We start from the raw sequence: 16,213 nt of genomic DNA, 5'->3' as shown, positions 1-16,213 counted from the left end.
GGTCAGGTCCGGCGTTCCCCCGATCCTAGCGGTGCCGCCCCGGCCGGATCAGACCAGGGACTGCAACCCGGCCAGGGAGGCGTCCATCTGCTCCTCGCTGACGGCCGGGAAGATGTTCTGGGCCAGCAGGTCCGCATCCGTCACCTGGGACCAGTCATAGGTCAGCGAGACCTCGGTGGTGTCCTGGTCCACGGACTGCAGCTGGTACACCCACTGCCAGCCAGCGGCCTCCGTGCCGGGCGAGGCGGGCTTCCAGCCCACGAGCTTGTTCTCGTCGTAGGCCACCACGTGGTTCTCCATCCGGTAGTCCCCGAACCGCTCGTTGTGCATGTTCATCACGAACGTGTCCCCGACCTGCTGGAGGCGCTGGGACTTCTCGTCCGCGCGGACCATGCCCGAGCCGTCGAACTCCTGGTGCCGGGCCGGCAGGGTCAGGATCTGGAAGATGTCCTTGGCCGGGGCCTCGATGGTCCGGGTGACGGTCTGCTTCTTCTCGCCGTGTGCGGTCTCGTTCATCGTCATCACCCACCCTAATCATGCCGGGCCCTGTCCTTTCAAGGCCTCCCGGCGGGCCGTCAGCCGGTGGCGGCCGGCAGGATGACGTTGTCGATGAGGCGGACGGGCTCGAAGGTGGCGGCCACCAGCGCCAGGGCCTCACGGCCCAGGGGCGCGGCGAGCTGCTCGGCGTTGAGCGGTTCCAGGGTGGCGTGGTCCACGATCTCGAGGTAGTCCAGCCGGGCCAGCGGCTCGGCCTCCACGAGCGTGCGGGCCACCGCGAGGCCGACCGGCCGGCCGGCGTCGGCGTCCTCGCGGAGCCCGGCCAGGGCGCGGTGCAGCACCAGGGCGGCCTCGAGGGACTCCGGGGACAGCCGCGTGTTCCGTGATGAGAGGGCGAGGCCCTCCGGGGAGCGGACGAGCGGGACCGGCCGGATCTCCACGGGGACGTCCAGGTCCGCCTGCAGGCGGCGCAGCACGGCCAGCTGCTGGGCGTCCTTCTGACCGAAGTAGCTGCGCAGCCGGGCCGGGGCCGGGGGGGCGGTGATGTTCCACAGCTTGGCCACCACGGTGCAGACGCCGTCGAAGTGCCCCGGCCGGGAGGCGCCCTCCAGGACCTCTCCCATGCGGCCGGCGCTCACCGTGACGATCGGGGCGTCCGGGTACCCGGGGTACATCTCCTGCACGTCCGGGGCGAAGGCCAGCTCACAGCCGGCGGCACCGAGGATCGCCCGGTCCGCCTCGAGGGTGCGCGGGTAGTGCTCGAGGTCCGCGGGGTCCCCGAACTGGAGGGGGTTCACGAACACGGAGGCGATCACGATGTCATTCTCCGCGCGCGCCTGGCGGACCAGGGCGGCGTGGCCGCCGTGCAGCGCCCCCATGGTGGGGACCAGCCCCACGGTGGGTTCAGGCACCCCGTTCCCGACGGCGGCGCGCACCCTCTCCGCGAGCGCCGCCCGGAACGCGGCGCGGGTGGGGAGCACCTCCGGCAGCGGTCCGGTCCCGCCGGGGGCCGCCGGGCCGGTGGCGTCCTCCAGCGTCAGGCCGGTGCCGGCGGGGACGGGGGTGCGGTCTGGGGCGCGGTCGAGCGGGGTCACGCAGGAGAGTCTAGGGGGGCTGGTCCCCTCAGCTCCTCCGTTCGGCCTTGAGCCGGGCGGCCTGACGCCACTCCCGGGCGCGCAAGGCCGTGGCGACGGCCAGGAGCGCCACCACCGTCCCGCGGAGGACGACCTCCACCCAGGTGGTCTCCGCCTCAGGATCGAGCAGCGCGTCGGCGGAGAGGGCGGCCCACAGCAGGGTGAGGACCCCATGGAACACGGTGGACCGGCGGGTCCGCACCACCGGGTCCTCGGTCAGCGTCCGGGCGTAGTCCCACGGGGAGCCGAACTCCTCCACGGCCGGCCGGTCGCTGGCCTCCGCATGGCCCAGCGCCTCCTGCACAGCCCGCTCCACGTCACGGTCCCGGCGCACGCCCCGCTGGAACAGCGCGGTGCGGAACTGGCGCTCCCACGCGTGGTCGTCCACCGGTTCGTGCGCCTCGTGGACGCGGACGTGGACACCCGGGTCGGGGCCGGCACTGCTGCCGGGGACCCTTTGCGCCACCTTCCAGGCGACGACCGCCAGTGCCGCGTAGCCGGCCAACGCTATCCACGCCCAGGCCACCCCGGGCGGCAGGGGCACGTCCAACGCCCCCATCACCGCCCAGGCGATGGCGGTTGCCATGGCCACGGTGGAGACGACGGCCGTGACCACCGCGCGGGTGTTCCCGAACCGGCCCAGGGTGGCGTGGTAGACCGCATGGACCATCACCACGGGCACGGCGAGCAGCCCCGGAAGCAGGACCCATCCCAGGGTTGGCCGCTCCGGGCCCCACCCCGGGATGAGGCCCACCAGCGCGAAGGCCACGGACAGCGCGGCGGCCAGCGCCGGGATCCCCCAGAGCGCCGAGCGCGGGCTCCAGGCCGGTTCTGCAGGGCCGCCGGCTGCGGCGAACCGCTCGGGCGCCGTGGAGACCCAAGCTCGGGCCACGGACTCGGCCCACGCGCCGGAGGGTCCGTGGGCCTGTTCCAGGGTCAGGCCGGCCTCCCGCGCCCTGGCGGCGGCGCGGCGCACCTCCCCCTGGGCGGGCGAGGACTTCACCCGGGAGAGCAGGAGACGGAAGTATCCGTCGCGCGCCCACCGGAGATCGTCGGCCGGGTGGCCCTGCTCCAGGACATCCGCTTCCAGACGGTCCAGGTACTCCGTGCTGTCGTTCATGGTCCCTCCTGCGTGGTGCCCGCCGTGGCGGGGCCGTCCTGGTGTTCCCCGGTGGCGGGGTGCGCGCCGAGTGCCGCGGTCAGCGCCGCCCACTGGGTCCGTTCCCACGCGAGCCGCCGCTTCCCCTTGGCCGTGAGGTGGTAGGCGCGGCGGCCGGGGCCGGCTCCGCCGGGTTCCCACGTGGACTCGATCAGCCCCTCGTCCTCGAGGCGGCCCAGCAGGGGGTAGAGCGAGCCGCCGCGGGGTCGGCCGAAGCCGCGGTCCTCGAGTTGGGTCGCCACGGAGTAGCCATGACGGGCGGAGTCCTGGAGCACCGCCAGGATGGCCGTCGGCAACGCGGTCCGCGACCACGCGGCCGGCCAGCCCTCGTCCGCAGCTGACATGGCGGCCCTCCTGACCAGTCGATACGCGCCGTACTTAGCGATGGGTACAGTCTGTACCTAGTCGTTCGACCGGGTCAAGGCGGGTCCCGTCGCACGTTGGGTCTGGAGCGATTCACCGAGAACCGGGGGCAACGAGTGAATCCCTCCAGACCCGACCGGGGGTCAGTGGCTCAGGGCGTCCAGCAGCTCCGCCACGGCGGACTCGGACAGGGCGCCCCGGGCCAGGGCACGCTGGGCGGTCGCCCGGGCCATGGCGCGGTAGGCCTGCCCGACATCGGCCGGCAGGGTTCCGCTGTCGGCCAGCCCGGCCAGGACCTCGAGGTGCCGGCGCACCGTGCCCACGTCCCCGCGGGCGACCGGTCCGGTGAGGGCGCCGTCCCCGTTGGCCAGGGAGTTCTCGAGGGAGGCGGACATCAGGGGTGCGAGCATCCGGTCGGTCCGCTCCACGCCGATCGAGGCCAGCAGCTGCGCGGACTGCGCGGTCAGGGTCACGAGGTGGTTCGAGGCATGGGACAGTGCAGCGTGGTAGGTCCCGCGGTCCTGCTCGCGGATCACGGCGGGTTCCCCGCCCATCTCCACCACGAGCGCCTGGGCCACCGGCAGCACCACGGCGTCCGCGGTCACGCCGAACATGCAGTCCTGCAGCCGGGCCAGGTCCAGGCTGAGTCCCGTGAAGGACATGGCCGGGTGGACGGCCAGGGGGATGGCCCCGGCGGCGCGCACCGGGTCCAGCACGGAGACGCCGTGCCGGCCCGAGGTGTGCACCACGAGATGGCCGGTCTGGAAGTGGCCGGCCTCGGCGAGCCCGGCCACGAGTCCCGGCAGGGCGTCGTCCGGCACGGCCAGCAGCACCAGCTCGGAGCGGCGCAGGATCTCGGGGATCTCGAGCACCGGGACCTCGGGCAGCAGGGCCTCGGCCCGGGTGCGGGAGGCCTCGGACACGGCGTGGACGCCCGTGACGGCATGGCCCGCGTTGCGCAGGGCCGCCCCCAGCACGGCGCCGACCCTGCCGGCGCCGATCACGCCGACCCCGAGCCGGCCGGGGCGGTTCTGCGGCGCCGACCCCGAGGGATCGGCCCGTCCGGCGCCGGTCACTGCTGCACCACCTGGCGGGTGCGCTGCTCGAAGCGGGCGAGCTCCTCCTGGCGCATCCACTGGTTCCGGTCCCGCATGCGCCGGGAGACGGCGGCGATGTCCGCCTCCTCGAGGAACAGCCGGGCCGCGACCTCCACGTCCGCGTGGATCAGCTGCGTGACCACCGGGCCGGGGGTGGAGTGGAAACGGAGCGTGGCCACGGACAGCCGCCGCAGCAGGGGTCCCTGGTGCAGGTCCACGGACTGGATCCGCTCGTGGGGGATCAGTTGCAGGTAGCGCTCCAGCCGCCCCGATCGCAGCATCAGCAGGGTCCGGGTCGAGCGGTACGCGTTGCGCCGCCACGTCAGGGGGTCCAGCCACCACACGCGCCGCGGCGAGTGCGTGAAGCCGTGGCCGTCCCCGAGGCCGGTGACGCCCGCCCGGAAGACCTCCGCCACGTCCTCCGATTCCTCCGGGTCCAGGCCGGGATCCGGGGCCACCACGGAGAGCACCCGCAGGACGTCCTCGAGGGTGCCGACGGGCAGCACCGTGGACTTGTCCGCGGCCCCGCCCTCCACGGCGGGGCCGTAGCCGGCCACGTTGACGACGACCTTGTACCAGCCGAAGGGCCGCCACAGCAGCGACTGGCTGATCCGCACGGCCTGCACGCGCCCCGGGGGGACGGTCTGCTGCGAGGTCTCCAGCAGTCCGTAGCGCAGCCGCATCCCGTCCGGGGAGGTGGCCACCGTGAAGTTGTAGCCCCGGTTGAACCCGGACCACGCCACGCCGATCAGGGAGAACGCGAAGGGGATCATCGCGAACAGCAGGATCCGCCACCAGTTGTCCTCGCCCTCCTGCGGGATCACGGCGTCCAGGATCGCCGCCCCCGCCACCATCACCACCAGGATGGAGAGCATGACCACCAGCGCGGTGGACAGCAGCAGCGCGCCGATCATCCGGCCGACGGGCACCTGCAGCATGACCTGCTCCGGAGCCTCGGGGATCGGCGGCGCGGAGGCGGTGACGCCCGACGGCGGCGCGGCACCCGGGTGCGCCGGCTCGGCTGCGTCGGTGTCCGGCTGACCGGACGGGCCGGAGGGAAGACCCTCCGCGGCAGCGGGCGCCTCCGGACCGAGGTCCGCCGCCACCGCGGGGCTCGCGCCGGCCCGGATGCCCGCCGCGCGGCCCATGATCTCGGCGCGCAGGACGCGGGCCTCGTCCTCCTTGATGAAGGAGAGCTGCATGGCGGTGGAGCCGCCGTCGGCCGCCTCGAACTTGAGCTCGGCCAGGCCGAAGATGCGGGCCAGCAGCGGCTGGCGGATGTCCACGGCCTGCACGCGGTCGTAGCGCACGCGCCGGTGCTGGCGGAAGATCACGCCGGTGTCCAGCAGGACCTGTTCGTCCGCGAGCTGGTACTTGGTGAAGCGCCAGGAGAAGTAGTAGATCACCACCATGATCACGAAGACCCCGGCGTAGACGGCCAGGGTGATCCACAGCCCCCGCGCCGCCTGGAACTCCCCCTGCCCCAGCAGGGCCCGGATCGCGTCCTCGCCGAAGGACTGGGAGCCGAAGAACAGCATCGCCACGAGGATCACCCAGCCCCGCACCCAGGGGCTGATGGGATGCACACGGTGCCACTCGCCGTCGGCCGCCTCCGGCCGACCGCGCGGCGACTCCTGCGCCCCGGCCACGGGGTCCTGTGCCGGACCCTCCGCCGGCCCGCCCGTCACAGGCCCGCCAACCTCGCCTGGCCACGGGCCATGAGGGCGTCGCGCAGTCGTTCGCTGTCCTCGGCCGGGATGCCCTCGATCGTGGCATTCGTGGACGCGGAGGCCGTCTGCAGCTCGAGGGAGCGGATGCCGAAGCGGCGCTGCACGGGCCCCTCCTTGACGTCCAGGTACTGCAGCCGGCCGTAGGGCACGGCCAGCACGCGGCGGAACCAGAGCCCGGACTTGAACAGGAAGTCGTCGTCACGCTCGGCATAGCCCATGGCCCGGACCCGGCGCGGGACCAGGATCATCTCCAGCACGCCCCAGGCCAGCATCACCGCCGGCAGGGCCCAAGCCAGCCAGGCCGGGTAGGCGGGCCAGACGCCGGTCAGCATCAGGATCAGCGGGACGGACAGGACGGCCGTCACGATCCCCACGGTGATGACCGTCACCAGGTAGTGGGCGGGGATGAGCTTCGGGGAGACCGGGGTCCACTCGACGTCCTCGAGGCCGCGTACGTCATGGGTCGTTCGTGCTGGCAGTCCTGGCATATCCGCCTTCCCCCTCGGGGCCGTAGGCGGGACCGGGGCGTCCCCGGTTCCCCCCGCCGTTCCGGCCTGCTGTGTCCGTGGTGCCATCCGCCCCGTCGTCCGGGGGCACCCGGCAGAACTGTTCCACGATGTACCCCACGATAACCAGTACCAGTCCGCCGATCACCATCAGCAGCGCGTCGTTCACGGTGGCCGTGCCGAAGCCCGTGGCGGCGGTCAGGTGCACCAGCACACCGCCGTGCCAGCCGGCGATCAGCGATCCGGCGTAGGCCCCGGCCTGGGCCAGTGCCAGGGTGCGGGTGGCCACCAGCGGGTTCATCCGCGCGGCCAGCGGCCTCTTCTTGTCCCGCTGGACGCGGACCCCGAGCAGCAGCACGAGCACGGCCACCGCGCCCAGCGTGATCCCCGAGGATCGCACCAGGACCGGCGCGACCACGCCCGCGCCCGCCGCCACCAGGGCGGCCACCCAGCCCAGTCCGCCGGTGACGAGCAGGATCAGCAGCAGCCACAGCGGGCGGATCCCGGTCACGAGACCGTCCCTGCCGTATCCTCGTCCTCCGCGCCTCCGGGCACCCGGGTGACCGAGCCGGCGTCGTCCGCCTGGGCCGCGAGGTCCGCCACACGCTCCCCGGACAGCGTGGCCTCGGGCTCCAGCCAGGACCAGGGGGCGAGCACGAAGGCGCGGGTGTGGGCGCGCGGATGCGGCAGCGTCAGCACGGGGTCGTCAGAGGTCATCTCGCCGTAGGTGATGACGTCGATGTCCAGGGTCCGCGGCCCCCAGCGCACCTCGCGGGTGCGGTGGTGGGCCTGCTCGATCCCCTGCGCCGCCGCCAGCAGGGCTGCCGGGGAGAGCCGCGTGGACACCGTGAGCACGAGGTTCACGTAGTCCGGCTGCCCCTCGGGCCCGCCCACGGGACGGGTCCGCGCGGCCGGGGACACCCCGGTCACCTCGAGGCCCGGCGTGTTCCGCAGCTCCCGGACCGCCTGCGCCACGGTGGCGGCCGCGTCGCCGAGGTTGGCCCCGAGGGCCAGGACGGCGGCCACGGGGGCCGCGGGGACACCGTCCAGCCCGGTGTCGGGTCCGGTGGGCGGTCCGGCGGGGCTCACGTGCGGCTCCGGCACACCGAGACGGCGACGTCGGCGAAGTCCGCCTCGATGGGCGCGTGCGGCTTGTGCACGGTCACCTCCACGGCGGCGGCCACCGGCTGCTCGGCCAGCAGTGCCCGGGCGATCCGGTCCGCCACGGTCTCGATCAGGTCGAGCGACTCCCCCGTGACCACCCGCAGCACGGTGTCCGCCACCTGCGCGTAGTTCACGGTGTGCTCCAGGCTGTCACCGGCCGCGGCCGGTGCGGCGTCCAGGTGCACCACCACGTCCGTGGTGAACTCCTGGCCGTCCCGCTTCTCCGCCGCGAACACCCCGTGGTACCCCCGGGCGGTCAGGCCCGTGAGCGTGATGCGGTCACGGCCGGACGGCCCGGCCTGCGCGCTGCCCCGCATGGCTCAGGCCCCGGCCTGGCGGGCGGCGGCCCCCGGATCCAGCCAGGCCCGGGCCGCCTTGACCGCGTGGAGGGAGGGCTCCACGGTGTGCACGCGCACGCCCCAGACGCGGTGCAGGGCGGACAGCGCGGTGACGGCGGCCGTGGCGTGGTCGCGATCCGCCGGGCTGGGCTCGGCCCCGGACTCGGAGGCGAGCAGGGTGCCCAGGAATCGCTTGCGGGAGGCGGCCACGAGCACCGGGAGGCCGAGGGACTGCAGGCGGTCCAGTCCGTGCAGCAGCTCCCAGTTCTGCGCACCGGCCTTCGAGAAGCCCAGTCCCGGATCCAGGATGAGCTGCTCCGGCTTCGCCCCGGCGGCCAGGAAGGTGTCCCTGACCTCGCTCAGCTCGCGCACCACGTCCTCGACCACGTCCTCGTAGTCCGTGAGGGAGTCCATGGTCCGTGCGTCGCCGCGGTTGTGCATGAGGATGTACGTGGCGCCGGTGCGGGCGATCAGCTCGGGCATCTCCGGCTCGTGGTTCAGCCCGGAGACGTCGTTGACGATCACCTCGCCGAGCTTCAGGGCCGCCTCCGCCGTGGCGACGTGCATGGTGTCCACCGAGACCACGGCCCCGGCCTTCACGAGGGCCTCGATCACGGGCAGCACGCGGTTCTGCTCCGTCACCGCGTCGACGGCGCCCGCCCCGGGCCGGGTGGACTCGCCGCCCACGTCGATGATGTCCGCGCCCGAGTACAGCAGGCGCAGGCCCTGTTCGATGGCGGCGTCCGTGTCCAGGTAGGCCCCGCCGTCCGAGAACGAGTTGTCCGTGACGTTCAGGACGCCCATCACGAGGGTGCGGTCCGTCGGCAGGTCCGCCAGGGTACGGCGGCGGATCTTGCGGATCACCGTCATCGGTCCCGTGTTGGGGCCGGTGCCGGTCGATGCGGCCATCGAGTCCATGGGGTGGTCCTTTCGTGGAGCGGGTGGGATCCGTGCCGGCCTCAGCCGTGCAGGATCAGGCTCATCGCCTCGGAGCGGGTGGAGGCCTCGCGCAGCTGGCCCCGGACGGCCGAGGTGACCGTCTTGGCCCCGGGCTTGCGCACCCCGCGCATGGACATGCACATGTGCTCGGCCTCGATCACCACGATGGCCCCGCGGGGGTCCAGGTGCGTCATCAGGGCCTCCACGATCTGCGTGGTCAGTCGCTCCTGGACCTGCGGGCGCCTCGCGTAGACCTCCACGAGCCGGGCCAGCTTGCTCAGGCCCGTCACGAGCCCCTCGGGGCTGGGGATGTAGCCGATGTGGGCCGAGCCGTGGAAGGGCACCAGGTGATGCTCGCACGTGGAGTAGAACGGGATGTCCTTCACCAGCACGAGTTCCTCGTGCGAGATGTCGAACGTGGTTCCCAGGACCTCGGCCGGGTCCTGCACGAGCCCGGCGAAGAACTCGTCGTAGGCCTTCGCCACCCGCTGGGGGGTGTCCTGCAGGCCCTCCCGGTCCGGGTCCTCACCGATCGCCTCCAGGATCTCCCGGACGGCGGCCTGGATGCGGGGGCGGTCCACGCCGGCAGTGCCCGGCTGACGTTGCTTCTCGTTCATGGTCCCAGTCCTCGTCATTCCAGCTCGGTGCGCGGCAGGTCGGTGCGCGGCAGGTCGTCGCGCGGCAGGTCGGTCGGGCCCGCCGGGCCCCCGGGCCGGCCGGTGCCGCCGTCGGGCTCTCCGGGCAGCTGGCTGCCCGGGGTCGGGTCCACCGTGGGGCTCAGTGAGTCCGAGGTGGACTCCGGGTCCACCGCCTCCGGTGACGCTCCGTCCCGGCTGGCGGGGCCGGCGTCGCCGTTCTTCGCGGCGAGGGCGCGGCGCTCCGCCGGGGACAGGATGGGGGGCTGGGCGGAGACCGGACGGTCCTCGCTGGACAACCACACCTGGCGGGGCTCGCGCTGGCGGATCTCCGCGAAGATCTCGGCGATCTGGGCCTGGTTCAGGGTCTCCTTCTCCAGCAGCTCGTAGGCCAGCCGGTCCAGGATGTCCCGGTTCTCGTTGAGGATCCAGTAGGCCTCGTCGTGGGCGCGGTCCAGCAGCTGGCGCACCTCGGAGTCCACCATCGCGGCCACCTGCTCGGAGTACTCGCGTCCGCTGCCCATGTCCCGGCCCATGAAGGGCTCGCCGCTGCCGGAGCCGAGCTTCACGGCCCCGACCCGTTCGCTCATGCCGTACTCGAGGACCATCTTCCGGGCGGTGTCCGTGGCCTTGGAGATGTCGTTCGAGGCGCCGGTGGAGGGATCGTGGAAGATGATCTCCTCGGCCACGCGGCCGCCCATGGCGTAGGCGAGCTGGTCCAGCAGCTCGTTGCGGGTGACCGAGTACTTGTCATCCTCGGGGACCACCATGGTGTAGCCCAGCGCGCGTCCGCGGGGCAGGATGGTGATCTTGGTGACCGGGGCCGAGTTACGCAGCCCGGCGGCCACCAGGGCGTGACCGCCCTCGTGGTACGCCGTGACCTTGCGCTCGTGCTCCTTCATCAGCCGGGAGCGCTTCTGCGGGCCGGCCATGACGCGGTCGACGGCCTCGTCCAGGGCGCGGTCGTCGATCAGCTGGGCGTTGGAGCGGGCCGTCAGCAGCGCAGCCTCGTTGAGCACGTTGGCCAGGTCCGCGCCGGTGAACCCGGGGGTGCGCTTGGCCAGCGAGCGCAGGTCGATGCCCTCGGCCATCGGCTTGCCCTGCGCGTGCACCGAGAGGATCTGGTGGCGTCCCTCCAGGTCCGGGGCCTCCACGGGGATCTGCCGGTCGAAGCGGCCCGGGCGCAGCAGGGCGGGGTCCAGGACGTCCGGACGGTTGGTGGCCGCGATGAGGATCACGTTGGTGGTGGCGTCGAAGCCGTCCATCTCCACCAGGAGCTGGTTCAGCGTCTGCTCGCGCTCGTCGTTGCCGCCGCCCACGCCGGCGCCACGGTGACGGCCGACCGCGTCGATCTCGTCCACGAAGATGATGGCCGGGGAGTTGGTCTTGGCCTGCTCGAAGAGGTCACGCACGCGGGAGGCGCCCACGCCCACGAACATCTCCACGAAGTCCGAGCCGGAGATCGAGTAGAACGGCACGCCCGCCTCGCCGGCCACGGCCTTGGCCAGCAGCGTCTTGCCGGTGCCCGGAGGCCCGTAGAGCAGCACGCCCTTGGGGATCTTCGCGCCCACGGCCTGGAACTTGGCCGGCTCGGCGAGGAACTCCTTGATCTCGTGGAGTTCCTCCACCGCCTCCTCGGCGCCGGCCACGTCCACGAAGGTCACCTGCGGCATGTCCTTGGTGATGAGCTTGGCCTTGGACTTACCGAACTGCATGACCTTGCCGCCGCCGCCCTGCATCCTGGACAGCAGGAACCAGAAGACCAGGCCGATCAGCAGGAAGGGGATGAGGAAGCCCAGCATGGACAGCAGCCAGTTGTTCTGCACCGGCTGGTCCGTGAAGCCGTCCAGCCCGGAGGCGTCGATCGCCTCGACCACATTGGTGGCGCGCGCCGTGGAGTAGTAGAAGTAGACGTCCGTGCCGAGGTCACGGCCGTCCTGGCTGTAGGGCTCGCGCAGGGTCAGGTCGACCCGCTGCTCACCGTCCTGGATCTTGGCCTGGGCGGCCCGGTCCTCCTCGAGCAGCGCGAGGCCCACGTTGGTGTCCACGCGGGCGGAGGAGCCCTGGGTCAGCGCCGGGATGATGAGCATCAGGAACACGGCGGCCAAAACGATCCAGATGATCGGGCCCTTGAAGACCTTCTTGGCTTTCAACAACTCTCCTGACCTTTGTCCTGCGCGGTGGGCACGGCGCGCTCACCCGGTACGGGGCGGGCCGGAGCTGCGCGGGGCCATTGCGGGATCCACCGGCCCAGGGCACAGCCGTACCCGTCCACGGTACCGGGCGCCAGTCTACGGTGGGGTCCTGGGGCCCCGCCGTTCGCAACCGGTGGAATGGCTGAGGGCTTCCGGGGCGGGCTGATGCGGCGGGCTGCCTGTGGATAACCGCCACGCGATGAGCCGGATCACCGGAGACCGGACGGGTGCGTTATCCCCGGCCCCTCCCCGCGTCCCTCCGTCACCGGGAGTTCAGCCGCGCCGAGGCCCTGGCCCTCGGCGTGACCTCCGGACGGCTCCGGCGCCGGGACATCGTGCGGGTCGGCCACGGACGCTACCGGTGGACCGACCAGCCGTCGGACAGGCTCTCCGACCTCGAGGCCGCGGCGGGATCGTCCTCGGAGGTTCCGGAACCGGCGGCGGCCGCTCCGGCAGCCTCCTTGGACGGTGCAGTCGAGTCCACGGCTGCCGAGGCAAGGACCCCCGTGCCCGCGCCCCAGCCTTCGGTCCACGCGACCCTCCCCCGCGCGTCGTCCGTGCTCGAGGCTGTACCGGACGCCTGCGCCTCCCACCTCACCGCGGCATTGGTCCGCGGCTGGTGGCTTCCGCGAAAGGCACTGGATACCCGCCTGGTGCACATCACCCGAGGCCCCGGGCTCAGCCGGTTGAAGCGTCAGAGCGTGATCACCCACCGGTCGCTGCTCCTGGAGGACGAGGTCGTCCTGGTCAACGGGCGCCGGACCACCTCCCCCGAACGGACGTGGCTGGACTGTGCCACCCTGCTGACCGTGCAGGACCTGGCCATCCTCGGAGACCACCTCGTCCGCGAGCCACATGCCTGGGCCGAGACCCGCCGGACGCAATGGACCACCGTGGATGCCCTGCTCGCCTGCCTCCACGCGCATCCGGGGATCCGCGGCATCTCCAGGGCCCGCAGCGCACTGGCGCTCGTCCGCGTGGGAGCCGACTCTCCGCAGGAGACCCTCCTGCGACTGGCCATGGCTCGAGTCGACCTCCCCGAGCCGACGCTCCAGATCGAGTGTTGGGATCCGCAGTACTCAGCGGACTTCCCCGCCACGGCCGATCTCGGCTATCCGCAATGGCTCATCGCCATCCAGTACGAGGGCCATCACCACGGCGAAGGGAACCAACTTGCCAAAGACCTCCGCCGTGACCAGGCGTTCCTGAGGCAGGGGTGGAAGGTGCTGCGCTTCGGCTCGGCCGACTCCGCTGAGGATTTCAGGACGGCCGTCGAGCTCATCGGACGCACCATCGCTGATGCGCGGGGCCGCTGATCGACCCAAGACCCCACAGCGGAGGAGCGCCGGGCCAACGATTGATCCCCAGTACGCAGTGATACGTCCGAAGTTGCCGCTCTGAGGGTCCGCGTCCCCGCTGAGAGCGGCAACTTCCGGCCACGAGGGGCCAATCGTTCGGCCGCCCTCCCAGATCGGTGATCAGGAGTAGACGTGCGGGGCGAGGGTGCCGATGAAGTCCAGGTTGCGGTACCGCTCATCGAAGTCCAGGCCGTAGCCGACCACGAACTCGTTCGGGATGTCCTGGCCCACGTACTTGACGTCGATCTCCACCTTCATGGCCTCGGGCTTGCGCAGGAAGGCGCAGATCTCCACGGAGGCGGGGCCGCGGGACTCGAGGTTGGTCTTCAGCCAGGACAGCGTCAGACCGGAGTCGATGATGTCCTCCACGATCAGCACGTGGCGGCCCATCAGGTCCGCGTCCAGATCCTTGAGGATCCGCACCACGCCGGAGGACTGGGTGCCGGAGCCGTAGGACGAGACGGCCATGAAGTCCAGGGTGACGTGGGAGTGCAGGGCCCGGGAGAGGTCCGCCATGACCATCACCGCCCCCTTGAGGACCGCCACCAGCAGGACGTCCTTGCCCTGGTAGTCGCGGTCGATCTGCGCTGCGAGATCCTTGATGGTGTCCTGGATCTGCTCTTTGGTCATGAGCACATGATCCAGGTCGCCGTGCACGTCCTGTGCTTCCATGCGGGCTGCTCCTGCGGGGTGTATTCGCTACGGGATGGCGCCTTCGGCCGGCCCGGTCCGGATCGGACTGAAGGGCGTGACGGCGCTGAGGACCAGTCTCGCATACCCTCCCGCGGTCCGACGGTGGGAGACGACCCCGCCGGCCAGCTCCACCGGTCCCGCCGAGGATCCCCCCGTGGAGCGGGTGGCCACCAGGCGGTCCACGGCCAGCACGCGCTCCCGGCTGGGCCGCTCGCCGCCCGCGGCCACCACGGCGGAGGAGATCACGCGGTACCGGATCGCGTCCGGCAGCGCGGCCAGCTCCTCCATCGGCAGGGACACCGGGCACGACGCCGGCCGGAGACCGGGTGCCTCGCCCGCCTCGCGCTCCACTTGGTCATCCTGCCGGAGTCGTGCGAACTCGCGCCCCGCCCAGGTCTCCAGCGCCGCCGCGTCCTCGGCCGCGATGTCCGCGCTACGCGCCAGGGCGGCGGTCAGCCCGGGACCGAGGCCGCGGTCCGGGTCCTCGAGTGTCGGCAGCACGCACGTACGGATCCGCGAGCGCAGATAGGCGGGATCCTCGTTGGCCGGGTCCTCCCACCACCGCAGTCCCACCCAGCGGCAGATCGCCTCGGTGTCCTGGCGGGTGAGGTCCAGCAGGGGGCGCAACAGCAGTCCCCGGCGGCGGGGCATCCCCGCGAGCGTCCGGGTGCCGGAGCCGCGGGCGAGGCCGAGCAGCACCTGTTCGGCCTGGTCGTCCCGGGTGTGGCCCAGCAGCACGGCGCCGGAGCCCAGCCGCCGTGCCGCGGCGTCCAGGGCGGCATGACGTACGGTGCGGGCCTCGGCCTCCGGGCCGGCCCCCGTGACGGGGACGTCCACGCGCTCCACGACCACGGGGTCCAGCCCCAGTGCGCGGGCCACGGCGGCCGCACGGCGGGCCACACCGGCGGACCCGGGTTGCAGTCCGTGGTCCACCACGACGGCTCCCACTCCTGCTGCCAGCTCCGGGGTGGCCCGGGTGCGCACCGCCTCGGCGGCAGCCACGGCGAGCGCCAGGGAGTCCGCCCCGCCGGACAGCCCCACGAGTGGCAGGGTCCGGCCGTGGGTGGCCGCCGCCAGGGCGCGCACGGCACGGTTCAGGGCCTCCGGCCAGCGGGAGGTGGGCGGCCAGCGGTCCGGGCCGGCCGGCGTCGTGCCCGGTCCTGGGATGGTCCCGCCGTCCGCGGCCGAGCTCAGCCCTGCTCCCGGATGCGCGCGACCCACTGCTCGGGGTGGTGGATCTCCTGTTCGCTCGGCAGGTTCTCCGCCGACTCCCACACCACGTTGAAGCCGTCCATGCCGAGCTCCCGGACCGTCCGCTTCACGAAGCGCTGGCCGTCCCGGTACTGCTGCATCTTGGCATCCATGCCCATGAACCGACGGATCCACCGGTCCACGGAGGACCGGGTGGAGGTGCGGTGGTCGAACCGCTGGCGGATGGTCTTGACGGTGGGGACCACCGAGGAGTCGATGGCGTCCATGACCACGTTGGCGTGCCCCTCCAGCAGGGACATCACGGCGTTGATCCGGGCCAGCCGCTGCTTGTCCTCCGGGTCCTGGATCAGCTCCAGCAGTCCCATGGAGGCCGGGTGCTCGTCCGTGCCGAGCTCGGCGGAGCCCCGGCCCTGACCCACGGACCGCGGGTCCGCCTCGGGACCCTTCAGGAGGGCGCGGACGCGGGCGGAGAGGCGTTCGGGCAGCGTGTCCACCTTGTCGAACATGCCGGAGACCAGTTCCATGATGTTGGCCTGCAGGTGTTCGCGCAGCCACGGGGCGGCCGCGAACTGCACCCGGTGGGTCTGCTCGTGCAGGCAGACCCAGAGCCGGAAGTCCTCCGGGTCCACGTTGAGCTCCACCCGCACCTCGGCGATGTTCGGGGCCACCAGCAGCAGCCGACCGCCCTCCGGTCCGGTGGAGGTCCCCTCCGGGCCGGGCAGGGCGCAGAACGGCTCGTACTGGCCGAGGACCTTCGAGGACAGGAAGGCCAGCACTGCCCCGGCCTCCAGGGCCGTGGCGGAGGTGCCGAACCCGCTGGTGGCGCGGGCATACTCCTCCGGGCGCGCCTGTTGGACGTACTCGAAAGCGGGGGCCAGCAGCGTGGAGAACGCCTGCACGTTGGCCCGGATCCAGGTGGGCCGGTCCACCACGAGCACCTCGGAGTCCCGCAGGTCCCGGGCCGCTTCCAGCCCGGTGATCCGGTGGACATGGTCCACCGAGACGTCTGCGGCGTGGCGCAGGCCGGCGGCCTCACGCTCGGCCTGGTGGCGGGTGAAGCGGGGGCCGGCGGCGCACAGCCGGGCGGCCGTGCTGGCCGCGAGGTCCCAGTCCACGGGAGACACGGCGGACACGGCGGACACGGCGGGCTGCACGGAGCTGGATTCCATGGACCCATCCCATCACACGCGACC

General features: G+C 72.5%; 17 protein-coding genes. 1 reads left to right on the top strand and 16 read right to left on the bottom strand.

Translation table 11 applies throughout. The features are described 5' to 3' along the window. Positions 1-48 precede the first annotated feature (48 nt). The 13 genes from RE421_RS03395 to ftsH all read right to left on the bottom strand — a co-directional run bounded on the left by RE421_RS03395 (position 49) and on the right by ftsH (position 11,715). Positions 49-516 carry an SRPBCC family protein gene (locus RE421_RS03395; RefSeq protein WP_309814322.1) on the bottom strand — a complete coding sequence of 156 codons (468 nt, stop codon included), beginning with the start codon at positions 514-516 and terminating at the stop codon, positions 49-51. Positions 517-575: 59 nt separating this feature from the next. Next, positions 576-1,592, bottom strand: coding sequence for a pantoate--beta-alanine ligase (panC, locus tag RE421_RS03390; protein ID WP_309814319.1), 1,017 nt, complete (start codon positions 1,590-1,592; stop codon positions 576-578). Positions 1,593-1,620: 28 nt separating this feature from the next. Then, positions 1,621-2,751, bottom strand: a complete 1,131-nt coding sequence (locus RE421_RS03385) for a hypothetical protein (RefSeq protein WP_309814316.1) — start codon at positions 2,749-2,751, stop codon at positions 1,621-1,623. Next, a complete protein-coding gene (locus tag RE421_RS03380; protein WP_309814313.1) occupies positions 2,748-3,134 on the bottom strand; it encodes a PadR family transcriptional regulator in 387 nt (128 codons plus the stop codon). Before RE421_RS03380 ends, RE421_RS03385 begins: the two co-directional genes overlap by 4 nt. A gap of 162 nt (positions 3,135-3,296) precedes the next feature. After that, entirely contained in the window at positions 3,297-4,229 is a 933-nt protein-coding gene (locus tag RE421_RS03375; RefSeq protein ID WP_309814308.1) for a DUF2520 domain-containing protein, read from the bottom strand. After that, a complete protein-coding gene (locus tag RE421_RS03370) occupies positions 4,226-5,899 on the bottom strand; it encodes a PH domain-containing protein (protein WP_309814305.1) in 1,674 nt (557 codons plus the stop codon). The genes RE421_RS03375 and RE421_RS03370 overlap by 4 nt, the downstream gene beginning before the upstream one ends. Positions 5,900-5,934: 35 nt before the next feature. Further along, positions 5,935-6,468 (bottom strand): PH domain-containing protein, encoded by a 534-nt coding sequence (locus RE421_RS03365; protein WP_309814303.1) that lies wholly within the window; start codon positions 6,466-6,468, stop codon positions 5,935-5,937. Next, positions 6,437-6,997, bottom strand: coding sequence for a DUF3180 domain-containing protein (locus tag RE421_RS03360; RefSeq protein WP_309814298.1), 561 nt, complete (start codon positions 6,995-6,997; stop codon positions 6,437-6,439). Before RE421_RS03360 ends, RE421_RS03365 begins: the two co-directional genes overlap by 32 nt. Then, positions 6,994-7,536 carry a 2-amino-4-hydroxy-6-hydroxymethyldihydropteridine diphosphokinase gene (gene folK, locus RE421_RS03355; RefSeq protein ID WP_309817053.1) on the bottom strand — a complete coding sequence of 181 codons (543 nt, stop codon included), beginning with the start codon at positions 7,534-7,536 and terminating at the stop codon, positions 6,994-6,996. Before folK ends, RE421_RS03360 begins: the two co-directional genes overlap by 4 nt. Positions 7,537-7,571: 35 nt before the next feature. Further along, a complete protein-coding gene (gene folB / locus RE421_RS03350) occupies positions 7,572-7,967 on the bottom strand; it encodes a dihydroneopterin aldolase (protein ID WP_309814296.1) in 396 nt (131 codons plus the stop codon). Positions 7,968-7,970: 3 nt separating this feature from the next. Then, on the bottom strand, positions 7,971-8,906 hold the full coding sequence (gene folP / locus RE421_RS03345) for a dihydropteroate synthase (RefSeq protein WP_309814294.1): 936 nt from the start codon (positions 8,904-8,906) through the stop codon (positions 7,971-7,973). 41 nt (positions 8,907-8,947) lie between these two features. Further along, the gene (gene folE, locus RE421_RS03340) at positions 8,948-9,544 is read right to left on the bottom strand and encodes a GTP cyclohydrolase I FolE (protein WP_309814291.1); all 597 of its coding nucleotides are present in this window, start codon (positions 9,542-9,544) and stop codon (positions 8,948-8,950) included. A gap of 14 nt (positions 9,545-9,558) precedes the next feature. Beyond that, the gene (gene ftsH, locus RE421_RS03335) at positions 9,559-11,715 is read right to left on the bottom strand and encodes an ATP-dependent zinc metalloprotease FtsH (protein WP_309814289.1); all 2,157 of its coding nucleotides are present in this window, start codon (positions 11,713-11,715) and stop codon (positions 9,559-9,561) included. Positions 11,716-11,984: 269 nt separating this feature from the next. Between ftsH and RE421_RS03330 the strand changes: the two genes are divergently transcribed. Further along, on the top strand, positions 11,985-13,073 hold the full coding sequence (locus RE421_RS03330) for a hypothetical protein (protein WP_309814285.1): 1,089 nt from the start codon (positions 11,985-11,987) through the stop codon (positions 13,071-13,073). Positions 13,074-13,235: 162 nt separating this feature from the next. On the opposite strand, the gene hpt is transcribed toward RE421_RS03330, so the two are convergent. The 3 genes from hpt to RE421_RS03315 all read right to left on the bottom strand — a co-directional run bounded on the left by hpt (position 13,236) and on the right by RE421_RS03315 (position 16,189). Further along, positions 13,236-13,787, bottom strand: coding sequence for a hypoxanthine phosphoribosyltransferase (hpt, locus tag RE421_RS03325; protein ID WP_309814283.1), 552 nt, complete (start codon positions 13,785-13,787; stop codon positions 13,236-13,238). 27 nt (positions 13,788-13,814) lie between these two features. Continuing rightward, a complete protein-coding gene (gene tilS, locus RE421_RS03320) occupies positions 13,815-14,906 on the bottom strand; it encodes a tRNA lysidine(34) synthetase TilS (protein ID WP_396134629.1) in 1,092 nt (363 codons plus the stop codon). A gap of 92 nt (positions 14,907-14,998) precedes the next feature. Next, entirely contained in the window at positions 14,999-16,189 is a 1,191-nt protein-coding gene (locus RE421_RS03315) for a zinc-dependent metalloprotease (protein WP_309814276.1), read from the bottom strand. Between the last annotated feature and the right edge of the window lie 24 nt (positions 16,190-16,213).

It is taken from the genome of Citricoccus sp. I39-566, from assembly GCF_031432995.1.
Lineage (GTDB): Bacteria > Actinomycetota > Actinomycetes > Actinomycetales > Micrococcaceae > Citricoccus > Citricoccus nitrophenolicus_A.
This window is presented reverse-complemented; position numbering and strand designations above follow the sequence as displayed.